General features: G+C 63.1%; 15 protein-coding genes and 1 pseudogene. 3 read left to right on the forward strand and 13 right to left on the reverse strand.

Going from position 1 to position 17155, the window contains the following annotated elements; translation table 11 throughout:
* Positions 1 to 272 precede the first annotated feature (272 nt).
* Positions 273 to 411, reverse strand: a pseudogene (locus NLM33_RS20195) (IS5/IS1182 family transposase); the annotation flags it as partial.
* Positions 412 to 552: 141 nt separating this feature from the next.
* Here NLM33_RS20195 and NLM33_RS20200 point away from each other — a divergent pair.
* Together NLM33_RS20200 and NLM33_RS20205 are read left to right on the forward strand one after the other, a co-directional pair.
* A complete protein-coding gene (locus tag NLM33_RS20200) occupies positions 553 to 2037 on the forward strand; it encodes a DUF1254 domain-containing protein (RefSeq protein WP_371929972.1) in 1485 nt (494 codons plus the stop codon).
* Between the two features lie 36 nt (positions 2038 to 2073).
* Positions 2074 to 3600 carry a DUF1254 domain-containing protein gene (locus NLM33_RS20205; protein WP_254097978.1) on the forward strand — a complete coding sequence of 509 codons (1527 nt, stop codon included), beginning with the start codon at positions 2074 to 2076 and terminating at the stop codon, positions 3598 to 3600.
* 204 nt (positions 3601 to 3804) lie between these two features.
* On the opposite strand, the gene NLM33_RS20210 is transcribed toward NLM33_RS20205, so the two are convergent.
* From NLM33_RS20210 to NLM33_RS20235, 6 genes are all read right to left on the reverse strand, one after another.
* Positions 3805 to 4590 (reverse strand): ABC transporter permease, encoded by a 786-nt coding sequence (locus NLM33_RS20210; RefSeq protein ID WP_254097980.1) that lies wholly within the window; start codon positions 4588 to 4590, stop codon positions 3805 to 3807.
* On the reverse strand, positions 4587 to 5399 hold the full coding sequence (locus NLM33_RS20215) for an ABC transporter permease (protein WP_254097982.1): 813 nt from the start codon (positions 5397 to 5399) through the stop codon (positions 4587 to 4589). Before NLM33_RS20215 ends, NLM33_RS20210 begins: the two co-directional genes overlap by 4 nt.
* Before the next feature lie 109 nt (positions 5400 to 5508).
* Positions 5509 to 6570, reverse strand: coding sequence for an ABC transporter substrate-binding protein (locus NLM33_RS20220; RefSeq protein WP_254097984.1), 1062 nt, complete (start codon positions 6568 to 6570; stop codon positions 5509 to 5511).
* 29 nt (positions 6571 to 6599) lie between these two features.
* Positions 6600 to 7907 carry an FAD-binding oxidoreductase gene (locus tag NLM33_RS20225; RefSeq protein WP_254097986.1) on the reverse strand — a complete coding sequence of 436 codons (1308 nt, stop codon included), beginning with the start codon at positions 7905 to 7907 and terminating at the stop codon, positions 6600 to 6602.
* Positions 7908 to 7921: 14 nt separating this feature from the next.
* Complete coding sequence (locus NLM33_RS20230) at positions 7922 to 8635, reverse strand: HAD family hydrolase (protein ID WP_254097988.1); 714 nt, start codon at positions 8633 to 8635, stop codon at positions 7922 to 7924.
* Between the two features lie 35 nt (positions 8636 to 8670).
* Complete coding sequence (locus NLM33_RS20235) at positions 8671 to 9750, reverse strand: ABC transporter ATP-binding protein (protein WP_254097990.1); 1080 nt, start codon at positions 9748 to 9750, stop codon at positions 8671 to 8673.
* A 212-nt stretch (positions 9751 to 9962) separates the two neighbouring features.
* Between NLM33_RS20235 and NLM33_RS20240 the strand changes: the two genes are divergently transcribed.
* Positions 9963 to 10901: a LysR family transcriptional regulator gene (locus tag NLM33_RS20240; protein WP_254097992.1), complete on the forward strand. Its 939-nt coding sequence runs from the start codon at positions 9963 to 9965 to the stop codon at positions 10899 to 10901.
* On the opposite strand, the gene uxuA is transcribed toward NLM33_RS20240, so the two are convergent.
* The 6 genes from uxuA to NLM33_RS20270 all read right to left on the reverse strand — a co-directional run bounded on the left by uxuA (position 10895) and on the right by NLM33_RS20270 (position 17111).
* Complete coding sequence (gene uxuA, locus NLM33_RS20245; RefSeq protein ID WP_254097994.1) at positions 10895 to 12085, reverse strand: mannonate dehydratase; 1191 nt, start codon at positions 12083 to 12085, stop codon at positions 10895 to 10897. The genes NLM33_RS20240 and uxuA overlap by 7 nt on opposite strands.
* A 15-nt stretch (positions 12086 to 12100) precedes the next feature.
* Entirely contained in the window at positions 12101 to 13150 is a 1050-nt protein-coding gene (locus tag NLM33_RS20250; protein ID WP_254097996.1) for an L-idonate 5-dehydrogenase, read from the reverse strand.
* Complete coding sequence (locus tag NLM33_RS20255; RefSeq protein WP_027524737.1) at positions 13147 to 14553, reverse strand: TRAP transporter large permease; 1407 nt, start codon at positions 14551 to 14553, stop codon at positions 13147 to 13149. Before NLM33_RS20255 ends, NLM33_RS20250 begins: the two co-directional genes overlap by 4 nt.
* A gap of 4 nt (positions 14554 to 14557) precedes the next feature.
* Positions 14558 to 15136 carry a TRAP transporter small permease gene (locus NLM33_RS20260; protein ID WP_254097998.1) on the reverse strand — a complete coding sequence of 193 codons (579 nt, stop codon included), beginning with the start codon at positions 15134 to 15136 and terminating at the stop codon, positions 14558 to 14560.
* A 117-nt stretch (positions 15137 to 15253) separates the two neighbouring features.
* On the reverse strand, positions 15254 to 16213 hold the full coding sequence (locus NLM33_RS20265) for a sialic acid TRAP transporter substrate-binding protein SiaP (protein ID WP_371930127.1): 960 nt from the start codon (positions 16211 to 16213) through the stop codon (positions 15254 to 15256).
* 85 nt (positions 16214 to 16298) lie between these two features.
* On the reverse strand, positions 16299 to 17111 hold the full coding sequence (locus NLM33_RS20270; RefSeq protein WP_254098002.1) for a FadR/GntR family transcriptional regulator: 813 nt from the start codon (positions 17109 to 17111) through the stop codon (positions 16299 to 16301).
* Between the last annotated feature and the right edge of the window lie 44 nt (positions 17112 to 17155).

Genomic DNA, 17155 nt, shown 5'->3' on the forward strand with positions numbered 1-17155 from the left:
GAACCGTTGCGGGAACCAGGGTGGTTCCTCGCATGTCGTTCTAAGTTCTCACCGACTAAGACAGAGAATGCGTCAGCAGCATGACTGAATGGAACCTGGCGTGAGTGCCGTATGCGACGTCGGCCAGGGGTCGCGAACGGCAACGTTCCAACTGATCGCAAGATTCCGCTTCGCCTGTCAGAAGCTGACGTCTGCGCCTTTACGAGTACACGCTCAACTACGCCGCGGCCTCTCCGTATCCTCGCGCTGCTTCTGGAATACAGGGCGTGGACTCATTGACGCGCAGCCAGCCACAGCCGGATCGATGCGAGCTGGACGAAGGCAAGGTAGTTGGCTGCAAGCTTGTCGTAGCGCGTCGCGCGCCCGACGACATTGCTTGATCCGATTGAAGAACCGCTCGACTCTGTTGCGACATTCAACACATCAAAATCCTAGGTTGTTTGCTTCCTCACATGGGATAACATGATGGCGATGCTGCCCGACCGCGCGAGCCTGCGAATGAAAGAGGTGTTTTAACAAAAAGTCGCCATCTGAACTCAACGAGGCAAGACCATGAGAACTGGACAATTAATCCGGACGTCTGCTCTGTTGATCTCATCGCTCTGCGGTGCCGTGCCCACCTTGGCGCAACAACCTGCTACTCCGCCTCTGATAGAGCAGCTCAACAACGGCAACTGGTTGCCGCAAGGCGAAGCCGAAGCTCTCCGCGACGAACTGTTCTACCAGCGCGCCATCCAGGCCTATATCTATCTGCTGCCAGCGCTGAACGTCATCGGCATGCGCGACGGTTCGGAGGCCGCGTTCGGCAAGGGTTACAACGTGCTTCCGATCTGGAAGGATCGAATGGATGCACGCACTTGGGTCACTACGCCCAACGCTGACGTAATTTATTCCATGAGCTATCTCGATCTCAAGGAGACCGGACCACTTGTCGTTGCGGCGCCATCCAACGTCATCGGCATGTTCACCGACTTCTTCCAGCGCACCATCACCGACGTCGGCGCCATAGGACCGGATCGCGCACGCGGAGGACTCTACCTCCTACTGCCGCCGGGCTATGACGGTGAGGTGCCCCAGGGTTATTTCACCTTCAAGTCGCCGACCTACAATGTTTTCCTGTTCTTCCGTACCCTCATGCCCAAGGGCGAGAACGGGCCCGACCCCAAGCCGGCCGTCGCGCAAGCGGAAAAGACGCGCGTCTATCCGCTCTGGACGATGGAGAAAGACGTCAAGCCAATGCAATTCCCGAATGCCAGCGGCAAGCGCGTCAACATGATGTACCCGGTCGACAATACCTTCTGGACGAAGCTCAAGGCGCTGGTCGACTACGAGCCCATTTCCGCGATCAGTCAGGATATGCGCGGCGTTCTAGCCTCGATCGGCATCATCAAGGGAAAGCCGTTTAATCCGACGGCAAAGCAGCAAGAGCTTCTGAAGAAGGCGGTCGAGACGGCGCCGAAGATGATAGTCGCCATGCGTCAATTGGGGCGGTCGGACGAACGCAATCGCTACTACAAGGACAGGCAGTGGGAGAACGCCTGGGCCGGCGTCACATCCGAATGGTATCAGGACAGCTATCTCGACTTCGACCAGCGGGCGACCTACTTCCAAGCCGCTTATTCGTCAGCCCCCGCCATGGTGATGCGCACGATCGGTGCTGGCTCGAAGTATCCTGTCGCGTATCGCGATGCGAACGGCGACTTCCTCAACGGCTCGAACATCTACAAGCTGCACCTGCCGCCTAACCCGCCTGCAGCGCTGTTCTGGGCCGTCACCGCCTACGATTTCATGGACGGCACGATGGTGGAGACGCCGCAACTGATGCCGTCGATCAACGGCTTCAACAAGGTCGCGACCAACAGTGACGGTTCCGTCGATCTGTGGTTCGGCCCGACGAAGCCGCCAAATGCGCCGGATTCGAACTTCATCCAGACTGTCAACGCACGCAATTTCCTGATCGCCTTGCGCCTCTACGGCAGTGGAGTCGAGTTCTTCGACCAGACCTGGAAGCCGGACGACGTCACGAAGCTGAATTGAACATTCCGCAGGCTTGACTGGAAAGAGGAATATCAAATGACATCGATCTGGGACATCACCCGCCGTGACGCGATGAAGTTGGGAGCAGGTGCTGGGTCGCTCGCTGCAATCGGTACCGGGGCCGCTGTTCCCGTAACATTGTCCACCGCCTCGGTGCTGGCCGCCACTGAAACCGCGCAAGCGCAGTCCACCAAAGGTGCGGAATCGGTCGTCACAGAGCCCGCAACCGGTGTCACGATACACCCGGAATACGCCCGGACGATTGCGCAGATGGCCTATGTCTGGGGCTGGCCGATCGTGAACATGATGAACCGACGTGCAACGATCACGCAGGCGCCAACGGTCGGCCTGATGAACGGTGTGTTGCCGGTGGCGCCGCGTGGCCATCTCGGAATGCTCCACGATTATATCGACCCGGCGGAGACATTCGTCACCTGCCCGAACCAAGACGTAGTCTACGGCCTCGGATTCTTCTCGCTCGATGAAGAGCCCGTGGTCGCGCAGGTGCCGGATTTCGGCGATCGCTTCTGGGTCTATGCGATGTACGACGCCCGCACCGACCAGTTCGGCCACCTTGGCAAGGCGTACAATTCGAAGCCCGGATTCTATCTGTTGGTCGGTCCCAGGTGGAAGGGCCTGAAGCCTGCCGGGATCACGGACATCATTCGTTGTCCGACCGAGCTCGCCAATACCATTCCTCGGATATTCCAAGACGATACGCCCGAGGACAAGAAGGCCATTCAGGCGGTCGTCAACCAGATCGTCTTCTACCCGTTGAAGGAATTCGACGGCCAGATGAAGACGATCGAATGGAGCAAGCTGCCGAGCGTGCCGGGCCCGAAATCGGACGGTGAGACGAAATGGGTCGTGCCGGAAAAATTCTTCGACCAGCTCGGCGAGGCGCTCGACACTGTCGATGCCCTGCCCGGCGAAGAGGCCCTCTATGCACAATTTCGTCTGTTACTGGATTCGGCAGCCAAAGATCCGGAGCTGAAAAAAATCCTGCTGACGACCGCCGTTGAATCGGAGCAGAAGATCATCCAGCCGTTCTTTCAGTGGAAATACAACGGCCGCCCCGCCGGCAACGGATGGAATCGCTCGACCAACAACGCGCAGTTCGGCATCGACTACTACAACCGGACCGGGACGGCGAAATCGAACATGTTCGACAACAGGCCGACCGAAACCCAATATTTCTACGCGGACGATGACGGCGCGGGCGCGGAGCTGAATGGCAGCGGCAGCTACGAGATCAGCTTCCCGCCCGGACAGGAACCACCGGTCAGCGGCTTCTGGTCACTGACCATGTACAACGACAAGCACCTCTTTCACCCGAACGAGCTCAAGCGCTATTCGCTCGGCACCAAAAACAAGAACCTCAAGCGCAATCCAGATGGCTCGCTGACGCTCTATGCCGGTGCGAAGTCTCCGGGCGGAGACAAACAGTCGAACTGGCTTCCGGCGCCTGACGGGCATTTCTCGCTCTACATCCGCGCCTATTGGGGCAAGGAGGGTATCCTCGACGGTTCGTGGAAACCGCCGGTCATTCGGAAGGTCACTTAATGGCATCGGGGCTACATTGTCAGTCATCACCTGACGCCCCGTCGTGTCCGCCTGTGGCCCTTCGCATCATTTGTTGCGTTTGCCGATTTGAACGACGGACCAATGTCTTACGGCGCGCAAGGTCATCCCACCCGGGCGGCGGCCGTTCTACTTTGCATGGGGTTGTTTTCGAGGTTTTGGTGGGAAGCGTCCCGATGGGCCGCCTCACCCGCTCTTCCGCTGCCGGGCGCTCGCCAGCAGCACCAGCATGAAGGACGCCGCCGTCATCAGCGTGGAGATCGCGGCAATGGTCGGATCGATCTCGTCGCGGAGCGCGGTGAACATGCGCTTGGTCAGCGGCTGGTATTGGCCGCCGGAGATGAACAGCGCGATGATGGTCTCGTCCATCGCCGAGATGAAGGCGAAGATCGCGCCCGCCACCACGCTCGACTTGATCTGCGGCAGCGTCACCGCGAAGAAGCTGCGCAGGCGGTTCATGCCGAGGCTGCGCGCGACCATCTCCTGCGCGGGATCGAAGCTTTGCAGGCCGGCGAGCACGGAGATGACGACATAGGGCAAGCCCAGCATCACGTTGGCGAGCACCAGGCCCGGCAGCGTCGCGACCAACCCGACCCTTGCATAGATGAAGAAGATGCCGACCGCAGTGATGATGATCGGCACCACCAGCGGCAAGAGCAGTGCCATGTGGATCACGCGCATGATACGCAGCTTCGACTGGCTGATCGCGTAGGCGGCGGCAACGCCGAGCGGCGCTGCGATCACGACCGTGAAGGCCGCGACGATCAACGTCACCTGCGTCGCCTGCATCCAGGCGGGGTTCGAGAAATATTGCTGGTACCAGCGCAGCGACAGCGAAGGCGGCGGGAACGTCAGGAAGCGTGCGCTGGAGAACGAGATCGGCACGATGATCAGGACCGGCAGGATCAGATAGATCAGCACCAGTGCGCAAGCCGCGATCAGGACGATCCGTGCAGGCGAGATCGTTCTCATTTCTGCCCCAACACGCGATCGAGCGAAATGAATCGACCGACGACGAAGAAGATCAGGAGCACGCTGAGCAGAAGGACGACGGCAACCGCGCTCGCCGCACCGAACTGGTTGTAGAGCTCGACGTTGCGGCTCACCAGCATCGACACCATCACCGTGCGCCCGCCACCGAGCAGCTCCGGCGTGATGTAGAAGCCGAGGCAGAGCACGAATACCATGGTCGAGCCGGCGAGCACGCCCGGCAGCGAGAGCGGCATGAAGACGCGGAAGAAGGTGAACGCCGGACTCCCACCAAGGCTGGCACCGGCCTGCATCAAATCGTTCGGGATCTTCTGCATGGTGGCGTAGAGCGGCAGCACCATGAACGGCAAGAGGATGTGGACGGTGGCGACCACCGTGCCAAATGTATTGTGGACCAGCGCCAGCGGCTCGCCGATCACGTCGAGATAGCGCAGGAACTGGTTGATCACGCCGGTGCGCTGGAGCAGCGCGAGCCAGGCATAGGCGCGCACCAGCACGCTGGTCCAGAACGGCAGCACGACGAGCGCCAGGATGACGACGCTCCACGCCTTCGGCACCGCGTTCGCGGCATAGGCCACGGGATAGCCGAGCACAAGCGCGAGCACCGTCACCAGAAGGCTGATCTCGAAGGTCAGCGCGAAGCTGCGCCAGTAGATGTCTTCGTTGAGGATGCGGCGATAATGCTCGAGCGTGAAGCCGTCATGATAGATCGACTGCCAGGCGAGCCAGCCGACCGGCAGCACGATCAGCAGGAGGATGACGAGCAGCGCCGGCGATACCAATGCCAGCATCAGGCCGTCCTCACGGCGCTGATGTCTGAGCGAAGGATCTGATTTTGGTGTCGTCAACGCTGCCTCGCGGGTTGATCGGTCCGGTTCGGCGGCCACCGAACCGGCCGGCTTACTTCTGCATGAACGCGGCCCAGCGCTTCTCCGCCGCCTCACCCGCCGGCGAAGACCACCAGGCGTAGGACATCAGCGCCTGCTTTGCCGCATTCGCGGGCTCACTCGGCAGTTGCGCGGCGCGCTCCGGCTTGATCACGCCGGTGTCGAAGGCCTTCGGGTTACCCGGGCCGTAATCGATATTCAGCGGCAAATTGGCCTGATGCACGGGATCGACGGCCTCGTTGAGGAATTTCACCGCCGTCTCCAGGTTAGGCGCGCCCTTGAGAACGCAGAGCGAGGTGCTTTGCAAGATACCCTGGTTGTAGGTGAAGGTGACCTTTGCCCCCTCCTTGGCAACCGCGCTGACGCGGCCGTTCCAGGCCATCTCCATGTCGACCTCGCCGTCGTTGAGGAGCTGCGCCGACTGCGCACCTGAGGTCCACCACACCGTGATGTTGGGCTTGATCTCCTCCAGCTTCTTGAACGCGCGATCGACGTCGAGCGGATAGAGCTTGTCGGGCGCAACGCCGTCGGCCATCAGCGCAGCTTCCAGCGTTGCGATGGGGTGGTTGCGCAGCGCGCGACGGCCGGGGAATTTCTTGACGTCCCAGAAATCGGCCCAGCTATTGGGCGCATCCTTCGGGAACGTCTTCTGGCTGAAGGCGAGCACGCTGGAATAGAACTCGTAGGACACCGAATAGGGACTGCGATACGCCTCGGGCATCGCCGCGGCATTCGGGATCTTGGAGAAGTCGAGCTTCTCGATCAGCCCCTGCTCGCCACCGCGCAGGCAATAGCCGGTCGGCGTGTCCACCACGTCCCAGATCGGCTTTCCGCTGCCGACCTGCGTCTTGATCGCGGGCCAGGCATCGGGAATGGAATCCTGGTTGATGGTGATGCCGAGCTTCTTGGCGGAGGGATCAAGGATCGCCACCGTCTGCGCCTGCTGATAGGCGCCGCCTTGCGAGACGAACGTGATCTGCTCGGCGGCGTCAGCCGTCGTGCAAGCAAGTCCAAACGCTCCGAGCGATGCGCCCAGAAAAGCATGTCCAAACCTGAAACCCAGCTTCGTCGTCATCCTCGCCTCCTCTGTCGCCAAAAAGAAACTCACTGCCCGATCGCGTCCAGGAACTGGTACCAGCCGGCGACCATGCGCACGGCGGGCTCGCGGAAGGCATAGAACGGAATGACCTTGAGGCGGCTCGCATCGAGCAGCCCGACATCAGGCTTTTCGCCGCGGACGAAGGCGGCGAGATAGCGGCCCATCAGGCTCGACATCGCGACGCCCGCACCGTTGTAGCCCATGGAGAACAGCGTGCGGTCGTCCAGCCGGCCGATATGCGGCACCGAGTCCAGCGTCATGCCGACGAGGCCCGACCATTTGAACGCGACCGGCACGTCCGCGAGATCAGGGAAGATGCCGACCATCGCCTTGCGCAACGCCTCAAAAGCGGCTTCCGAATCCTGCTTGCCGAAAGCGCCGCGGCCACCAAAAATCACGCGGTTGTCGACCATGCGGAACCAGCGCATCATGCGCTTGGTCTCGGTGTAGGTGCGTCCCGTCGGCATCAGGCGTCCCGCGAGATTATGCGGTAGCCGATCGCTCGCGATGATGGCGCTGCGGAACGGGATCAGCGTGCGCTGCATGTGCCGGGTCGCATCCGTCAGGTCGGAATAGCTGTTGGTGGCGATGATCGCCTGCTTCGCGCGCACCGCGCCTTGCGGCGTCTCCGCGACGATGCCGCCTGGCTCGCGCCGCAGCTTGAGGACCGGCGTGTCCTGGAAGATGGCAACGCTGCGGCGCGCCACGCCGTCGGCGAGGCCGCGCACATAGTTGAGCGGATGGATGCCGCCGGAACCGGGATTGAGCACGCCGCCGACGAAAATGTCCGAGCCGGTCTCATCGCGTACGCCCTTGGCGTCGAGGATGCGGACCTCCGCATCGCCCATCTCGCGCTTCATCCAGCCGGCTTCATTGATCGCGGCCTTCAACGTCGTCTCATTGTGCGCGGCCTTGACCTGGCCGGTCCGCGTCAACCCCGCGCCGGTGATGCCGAATTCAGAGACCAGTTCCTCGACGATATCGGTGGATTCATGCGCGATCTCATACATGCGCCGCGCCATCGCGCGGCCATGCGCGGCGTCGATCTCGCGGAACGACAGGCGGAACTTTGCGGTGATCACCCCGCCATTGCGACCGCTTGCGCCCCAGCCGGGGCGGTTCGCCTCCAGCACAACCGGCGAGAGGCCACTTTTGGCGATGTGGTGCGCTGCGGAGAGGCCTGTGTAGCCCGCCCCGATGATCACCACATCCGCCTGATGCTCGCCCGACAGGATCGGAAACGCGCGAGCAGGCTCCGCCGTGCTCGCCCATAGCGAGTTGGCGGATGGCTGCGCGGTCCAATTCCCTGTCATGCGTCCGCTCTTGCTTAGGCAGCGCCGACGGCGGCGTCGGCGAAGGCCTTCATGGTGGGGAAATGGAAGTCGGGCTTGGTCAGCGTCGGCACCTCAGGCGTTCCGCCGAAACCGGCGAGCCCCTGACGCCGCTCGATCCAGCACACCTTGTAGCCGAGCTTCCGCGCGATCCCGATGTCATGATACTGGCTCTGCGCCACGTGCAGGATGTCCGACTGCTTGTAGCCGAACGCCGACTGCCGGCCCTTGTTGTAGGCGAAGAACTCCGGATTTGGCTTTGCAACGCCGGTGTCATCGGCGCAGACGGTGTCGTCGAAGGGATTGCCGAGCGCATGCGCGTAGCAGGACAGCGCGACACGATCGGCATTGGTCATCGCGACCAGGCGGAATTTCGTGCGCAGCCGCTTCAACGCTTCGACTGAATCGGCGAACGGCGCCCAGCGCAGCACGGCGAGCTGGAAGACGTCGCAGGACGCATCATCGGCCGCCAGGCCCAATTCCTTCGCCAGATAGCGATAGACGTGGAACATCACCTCGCTCGAGCGCTCGGGATGCGCATCGCGGCCGCGCTTGTAGGAGGCGAAGATCTTGTCGTCAGAGAGCTCGGCCGGCGTCTTGCCCGAGATCCTGCGCACCGCTGACAGCACGCCGGTCTCGAAATCGATCAAGGTGCCGACGACGTCGAAAGTGAGGACCTTGAAATTGCTGAACGCGGTTTGGGACGACATTGGGCTTCTTCTCTTTGGTTGGAACAAGGTGGGAGCTAGTCCACCCTCGGCACAACGATGGTGTCTTCCGGGTGAAGGGTGACGGTGAGGCTGCCGCCGACCGGCGGAATACGGCGATAGGCCTCGTGATAGGTCGGCTGGCGCAGGCTCAGCGCGGAGCCGTCGGCGAGGCTGAGGAAGATGCGCAGGCTCTCGCCCTGGTAGACGATGTCGGTGACGGTACCGGTCAGCCGGTTGCAGGCCCCATCACCCGCACCGTCGTCGATCAGGAGCTTTTCGCTGTGCACCGCAAGCATCAGCGCCTCGCCCGGTGGGACAGCTCGGGCGCTGCGCAATACAGAATTGCCGAGCGCGACGCTGCATGAATCAATGCGGCGGACGGGCAGGAGCGTGGCCTCGCCGATGAAACTCGCGACGAAGGAATCCGCGGGATGATCGTGCAGGCGCGCGGGCTCGTCGATCTGGATCAATTTGCCGTCCTTCATCACGGCGACGCGGTCGCTCATGGTCAGCGCCTCGCGCTGGTCATGGGTGACGTAGATGATGGTGGCGCCGATGCGCTTGTGCAGCGTCCGCAGCTCGATCTGCATGGATTCGCGGAGCTGTTTGTCGAGCGCTGAGAGCGGCTCGTCCATCAGGATCAGGCGCGGCTCGAAGATCATGGCGCGCGCCAGCGCCACGCGCTGGCGCTGGCCGCCGGAGAGCTGCGCGATGCCGCGATGCTCGTAGCCGGTGAGCCCCACCATGGCGAGCGCGGCACGCACCCTGTTGGGCCAGGTCGATTTCGGCAGGCGGCGGGCGCGCAAGGGAAAGGCGACGTTCTCGCCGACGCTCATATGCGGGAACAGCGCGTAGTTCTGGAAGACCACGCCGATCTCGCGCTTGTGCGGCGGCATGTAGGTGACGTCGCGGCCGCCGAAATAAATCGAGCCGGAGGAAGGCAGGATGAAGCCGCCAAGGATTCCAAGCAGCGTGGTCTTGCCGGAACCGGACGGGCCGAGCAGCGAGACGAACTCGCCGGCGTCGACATTGAGCGACACGTCATCGAGGGCGCGCACCGCGCCGTAAGCCTTGCTTGCAGACCTGATCTCGACGCTTTCCGCTCGTTTGTCCAACGATCGACCCTCGTCACGCCCCTAGGCGGCGCGCCTCACTGCACACCATAAGCTTGCTTTATAGACAGGCCGCAGGATCAGCTTGCGATTGCAGCTTCACGAGCACGCAATCTTCTCTCCCAAGCCTTATCTTTAGCCTGTCATGCCAATGACACCAGAGTTGGCAAAACTCGGCAATTGCCAAATTCTCACCGCTCGCATAACATCAAGTTATGCCCGAGCTCCGCCGGATGCTGCCCTCCTCCAACGCGCTGTTCGTCTTCGACGCAGCGGCGCGCAATGGCAGCTTCACGGCGGCGGCGGCTGAGTTGAACGTCACGCAGCCTGCGGTGAGCCGGATGCTCGGCCAGTTCGAGGAGCATCTCGGCGTTCGCCTGTTCGACCGCAAGGCGGGGCGCGCGGTGCTCACCGAGGAAGGCGAACTGCTGTATCGCCGCGTGCTCGAAGGCTTTCGCAGCATCGAGACCGGGCTGATCGAGATCGAGCGGCGGCGCAAGGGCACCGAGACGGTGACGCTCTCCGTCTCTTCCGCCTTCACCACGCATTGGCTGATGCCGCGCATCGACAAGCTGCAGCGGCACTTTCCTCAAGTCGACCTTCGCTTCCAGCTGATCTCCGGCGCGCTGCGCGGGCCGGTCGAGAATGTCGATCTCGGCATGCGCTTTCGCGACCGCGAGGAGCCTTACTCCGGCGGCACGCTGGTGATGAAAGAAGTCATGCTGCCGGTGTGCAGCCCCACTTACATGAGCGAGGCGGAGCCCGCGGAGGGCAACACCGTCATCCGACTCGCCGAGACGCCCGGCGACTGGGCGGCGGATTATCCAAAGTTTCTCACGAAGCGCCGCGGCCCGGCCAAGGCGCTGAGCTTCACCGACTATGCCGTCGTGGTACAGGCCGCGCTGCTCGGCCAGGGCATCGCGCTCGGTTGGCTCACCGTCGCTTCACATTGGCTGCTCACCGGCGCGCTGGTGCCGGCCTCCGACGCGCTCACCACCACGCGCCGCATCTGCGAATTCCTGCCGCCGCGCAACCGGCCGATGCGGCCGATTGCGGCGGAGATCCGCGACTGGATCATCGCGCAGATGCGCAGCGAGATCGCGGCGATCGACCAGCTGTATCCCAAGCTCGCATTGATGGCCGCCTGCTATTGATGCGTGATCGCGCGGATCGCGCCGCGCAACTCGGCGAGGCCACGCAGACGGCCAATCGCGGTGTAACCGGGGTTGGTACGCTTAGTCGCGGCGAGATCATCGAGCATGCGATGGCCGTGGTCAGGGCGGAAGACGATCTGCTTGTCAGGCACCCGCCGCGCGTTTTCCTTCAGGAGTGCCTTGAGCACGGCGACCATGTCGACGTCCCCATCGAGATGATCGGACTCGTAGAACGACAGACCATCGGCCTCGCGCTTGGTCGCACGCAAATGCGCAAACGCGATGCGCGGGCCGAAGCGCTCGGCCATCGCTGGCAGGTTGTTGTCGGCGCGCACGCCGAGCGAGCCCGTGCACAGGCAGATGCCGTTGGCTTTCGACGGCACGGCGTCGAACAGCGCCTGATAATCGTCGGCCGTCGAGGCGACGCGGGGCAGGCCGAACAGGGGGCGTGGCGGATCGTCAGGGTGCAGCGTCAACGACACGCCGAGTTGCTCTGCCACGGGCGCGACGCGCGCGAGGAATTCGGCGAGATGCTGGCGGAGGATCTCGGGCGTGATGTCGCGATACTGCTCGAGCCGGTCGCGAAACTGCGGAAGGGTCATCGGCTCGGTGGTCGAGCCGGGCAGCGCGCTGGCGATGACCATAACGAGATAGTCGATGTCGGCCTGGCTCATCTGCTCGAAGAGTTTCTTCGCGCGGGCCTGCTGCTCAGGTGAGTACTCCTGGAGCGCGGCGGGACGCTTGAGGATGTGCAGCTCGAACGCGGCAAAGCGATCCGCGTCGAAGCGCATGGCGCGGGCGCCGTTCGGCAGCTCCCATTCGAGATCGGTGCGGCACCAGTCGACCACCGGCATGAAATTGTAGCAGATGATCCTGATGCCGGCGGCAGCGACCGCTTCCAGGCTCGCGATCCATGCCTCGATCGAGCGGGTTGCCTTGGCCCCAAGCCGCTTGACGTCGTCGGGGATCGGGATCGACTCCACGACCGACCAGGTCAGCTGCGAGCGGCCGGGCTGGCCGTTCTCGATAAAATTCTTGCGCTCCTCCACGCCTTTGCGCGTCCAGGCCTCGCCGATCGGCACTTGATGCAGCGCCGAGACGATGTCCGTCGCGCCGGCCTGCCTGACATCATCGAGCGACACGGGATCATCGGGCCCGTACCAGCGCCATCCCTGCAACATCATGACATTTCTCCCGGCTCAGTTCGCGGTCAGCACGACCTTGACGCTCTGCGAGCGGTCGAGCGCGAGCCTGAGCGCATCGGGCGCCGTCGACAAGGGCCGCTCGGCGGTGACCAGCGACAGCACATCGACGCTGCCATTGGCAATCAGTTCCACTGCGGTTGCAAATTCGAAGCCGAAGCGGAACGAGCCGCGCAGGTCGATCTCCTTGGCCATCACCGCATTGGCCGGTGTCGGAATCTGACCGCCCGGCAGGTTGCCGATCTGCACGACCGTGCCGCCGCGCCTGACGATGCCGATGGCGCTGGCAAGGCCCGCGGCCGTTCCGGAGACCTCGAAGGCAACGTCGTAGGGCCGCGCGGCGGCCTGCGCCTTCAGGCCCTCCTCGCCACCCGAGACGTTCTCGACATGGGAGGCGCCGAGCCGGGTCGCGAAAGCAAGCGGCGCCGGCGCGATGTCGGCAACCGTAATGTCGGCCATGCCGGCGCGACGTGCCGCGAGCATGGTGAGGAGCCCGATCGGCCCCGCACCAAAGATGATGCCGCGTTTGCCCTTGACGTCACCGGCGCGCGCGACGGAGTGGAGGCAGACCGCGAGCGGCTCGGCGAGCGCCGCGGCCTGATACGACACGTGGTCCGGAATCTTCACACACTGTGCCGGAATCGCATCGAAGTAATTGGCAAAGCCGCCCTGCATGTGCGGGGTCTTCGAGGCCGAGCCCATGAAGAAGATGTTTTCGCACAGGTTCGGCCGACCTTCGCGGCAGGCGACGCAATGGCCGCACCAGCGCGACGGATTGACGGCGACGCGATCGCCGACCTTCAGGTTCGGCGCGGATCCCGCGATCTCCACGACCTCACCGGAGATCTCATGGCCCAGCACCAGCGGCGACTTCACCACGAAATCGCCGGTGCGAGCGTGGCGGAAGTAGTGCATGTCCGAACCGCAGATGCCGCCGGCGCCGAAGCGGATACGCACCATGCCGACGCCAAGCTTCTCGAGCGGATGCTCGATCATGCGCAGGTCTTCGGGGCCGAACAGGGTTGCAGCGAGAGCGACTGAGGTCATTTGGAGAGTCCCATATATTTAGGCAGCCAGAGCGTCAGCTCCGGAATGTAGGTGATGGCGATGAGTGCCAGGATCAGGGGCACCAGCCAGGGCAGGATCGCCATGGTGGTGCGTTCCACGGAGAGTTTTGCCACGCGGGCCAGCACGAACAGCACCATGCCGAGCGGCGGATGCAACAGGCCGATCATCAGGTTCAGCGTCATGATCAGGCCGAAATGGATCGGATCGATGCCGAGCTTGAGCACGATCGGCAGCAGGATCGGCACCAGGATGGTGATCGCCGCGATGGTGTCGATGAAGCAGCCGACGAACAGAATCAGGATGTTGGCCAGCAGCAGAAACACCCATTTGTTGTGGGTGACGCTGAGCATCCAGTCGGAGAGCGTCTGCGCCGCCTGCGACACGGTCAACAGCCAGGCAAAGATCGAGGCCGCGGTGACGATGAACAGCACCGAGGCCGTGGTCTCGATGGTGTCGAAGGTCGCCTTCGCCACCGTCTTGAACGTCATGGTGCGGTAGCGCACCATGCCAAGGAACAGCGACCAGATCACCGCAGCGACCGCGGCCTCCGTCGGCGTGAACCAGCCAAGCGTCATGCCGCCGATCAGGATCACCGGCGCCATCAGCGCCATCACCGCGGAGAAGTCGAAGTACCAGTCGATCGCGAGCAATGCGCCAAGGCCGATGACGACGGCCATGTTGGTGGAGACGCCGGCGAGCGTCATCAGCCAGATCGCGAGCGGGAAGCTGAAGACGATGATGACTTCAAGCCCGGCCGAGCCGAGCTGCGGCCAGGAGAATGGCGTATCGCTGCCCCAGCGATTCCTGTGGGCGAAATAGGCAACCGTCGCCATCATGAACAGCGTCATCACCACGCCCGGGATCACGCCGCCCAGAAACAGCGCGCCGATCGAGACGTTGGCCATCATGCCGTAGATCACGAAAGGCAACGACGGCGGAATGATCGGGCCAAGCGTGGCAGACGCGGCCGTGACACCAACGGAGAATTCGGTGGTGTAGCCGTGGTCCTTCATCGCCTTGATCTCGATGGTACCGAGACCGGCAGCATCCGCGATCGCGGTGCCGGACATGCCGGAGAAGATCACCGAGCCGATGATGTTGACGTGACCGAGGCCGCCGCGCATCCAGCCGACTAGCGCGACCGCGAATTTGTAGATGCGGCCTGTGACGCCGGCAATGTTCATGAGATTGCCGGCGAGGATGAAGAAGGGCACCGCGAGCAGAGGAAAGCTCTCGACGCCCGCGATCATGCGCTGCGCCAGCGTGACGTCGGGCGTCACGCCGCTGACGAGGATATAGAGCAGCGAGGACACCGCCATGGCGAGCGCCACGGGCAGCCCAAGCAGCATCAGGATCAGAAAGCCCCCAAGCAACAGCAGCATGGCATCACCCTTCCGTTCCGTCGTAGGCACCGGGACGTTCGAGGATCGAATAGCCCTGCCGCCAGTTCTCTACCGCCACCTGCACCGACCGGCCGAACATCACCACGAAGCCGAGCAGCGCGAGATAGTAGACGTAGTTCTTGGGGAAATTGATTGTCGTCATCGGCTCGTCGCCGATGACCTGGATGTAGATCCAGACCAGGCGGATGGCGTAGCCGAAGAACACGATGCGGATCAGGTCGATCACGGTCGACAGCGCGCGCGCCGCCAGGTGCGGCAGATAGCGGTAGACGAGATCGACCTGGATGTGCCGCGACAGCCGCACGCACATGGACGAGCCGATGAAGACCACGCCGATCAGGCAGTAGGTCGCGATTTCCTCAGTCCAGGCGTAGCTGTCGTTGAGCACGTAGCGCGTGAAGAACTGAAGGAAGACGCAGAGCGCCATCACCCAGAAGATCGCGAGCGCCAGCCAGTCCTCGAAGGCGTAGTGACCGAGATCGACCTTCGGCGTCGCCTCTTCCTCGAAAGTGTGGGCGATCTCGTCCGCGGTGATCTGCCGGTGCAATTCGGCGGTGGACATGTGTTTACTCCCCGGAGGAACTGAACGTCATTCCGGGGCGATGCGTCAGCATCGAACCCGGAATATCGAGGTTCCGGGTCTGGTGCTGACGCACCATCCCGGAACGACTGCATCTCGTCACTTCACCGCCTGGATGCGTTCCCAGTCGGCCTTGCGATAGCCAAAGCTCTCGAAGGAGACGTTCTTCATCACGGTGTCGCGGAACTCGTTCTTGTCGACCTCGGCCACCGTCAGGCCCTTCTCCTTGAAGAAGCCGATCAGCTTGGCTTCGCTCTGCTTGATCTCCTCGGTCGCCTTCGTGGCCGCTTCCTGGGCGACGTCGGTGAATATCTTCTTGTCTTCGTCGCTCAGCTTTTTCCAGAGCCCGCCGGACACCACGGTGTTGAGATGGTCGACGATGTGGCCGGTCAACACGATGTGCTTCTGCACCTCGTAGAACTTCTTGGCCTCGATCGTGGTCAGCGGATTCTCCTGCGCCTCGACGGTGCCGTTCTGGAGCGCGAGATAGACCTCGGCGAACGCAATCGGGGCGGTATTGGCGCCGCAGGCCCGCGGCATCGCGAGATAGGCCGGCACGTCGGGGACGCGCATCTTGAGGCCCTTCAGGTCGGCGCAGGCCTTGATCGGCTTGTTCGACGAGGTCTGGCGCACGCCGTAATAGGTCACCGCGATGATGTGATGGCCGCTCTTGTCCTCATAGCCCTTGGCGAGCTCCTTGAAGATATCGCTCTTGGTATAGGCCAGGAGATGATCGGCATCGCGGAAAGTGTAGGGATAATAGGTCACGCCGATCGGCGGAAAGCTCTTGGCGGCGAAGCTCGAGCCGGAGATGATGATGTCGACCGAGCCGAGCGAGAGGCCCTGGTTGAGGTCCGTCTCCTTGCCGAGCTGGGAGGCCGGATAGACGTCGATCTGGTAGCGGCCGTTGGTGCGCTTTCCGATCTCCTGCGCGGCCCAGACGGAGGCCGTATGGAACGGCTCCGAGGTCTCGTAGACATGGGCCCATTTGAGCTTGGTTTGCGCCATGCCGGCATTGGTGGCAGCCAGCATTGCTGCGACTGAGGCCGCGAGCACCATCGTCATCTTCCTGAACACTGATTTTTCCTCCATTGTCTAAGTCTGCTTCTTGTTTGCCCGGTCCGATGGTCCGGGCCGCCCATAGTCATCGCCGCCGCGTGCCGCTGCCCGCGGCCTGCTTTTTTGGCGGTCGTTTTGGTTTTGACGGACGCGCGGCCGATCGCGCCGCCCGGGTGCGGGCGGGCGCCGGTACCGCGCCGGCCTCGGTTCCGAAATTTCGTGCAAAGCGCTCCTGCGAGCGCGCCAGATGATCGCGCATCGCCTCACGGGCAGCCTCGGGATCGCGCGCCGCAATGGCGTCGCGCACGACGCGGTGCTCATCGAGCGCGGCCCGCCAGGTGCGCGGGCTTTCGAAGTAGTGCGCGAGCTGCGAGAAGTAGGGATTGAGGCGCTGGTCGAAGAGTTCGCCGACCACGCGCACCAGAACGGCGTTGCCGAGACAGCCGGCGATCGCGACGTGGAAGGCGCGATCGTGGACCATCGAGGCTTCGCCGGGGTGCTCGACGTTCTCCATCGCGATCAGGGAGGCGTCGATGCGCGCGAGATCGTCCTTCGTCGCCACGCGCGCGGCCTGCTCGGCGATGGCGCCTTCGAAGAATTCGCGCGCGCGGAGCAGCTCGAACGGGCCTTCGATCAGGGTTGCGGGAACGGACGTTGCGGGATTAGCGGGCTCGATGACGTAAATGCCGGAACCGACGCGGATGCGGACGCGGCCTTCGACCTCGAGCGCGATCAGAGCTTCGCGCACCGTCGGCCGCGAGACCTTGAGCTGCTCGGCGAGCTCGCGCTCGGTCGGCAGCCGGCTTCCAACGGCGTACTCGCCGCTGTCGATCAGAGCCCGCAATTGATCGGCGACCTGGCGATAAAGCCGTCTCGCCTCCACAGCTTCCAGCGGCACGCTGGCCTCCCTGAAAGGGCTCGTCCGGGGTGACGATCTCCGGC

The organism is Bradyrhizobium sp. CCGUVB1N3, assembly GCF_024199925.1.
GTDB lineage: Bacteria > Pseudomonadota > Alphaproteobacteria > Rhizobiales > Xanthobacteraceae > Bradyrhizobium.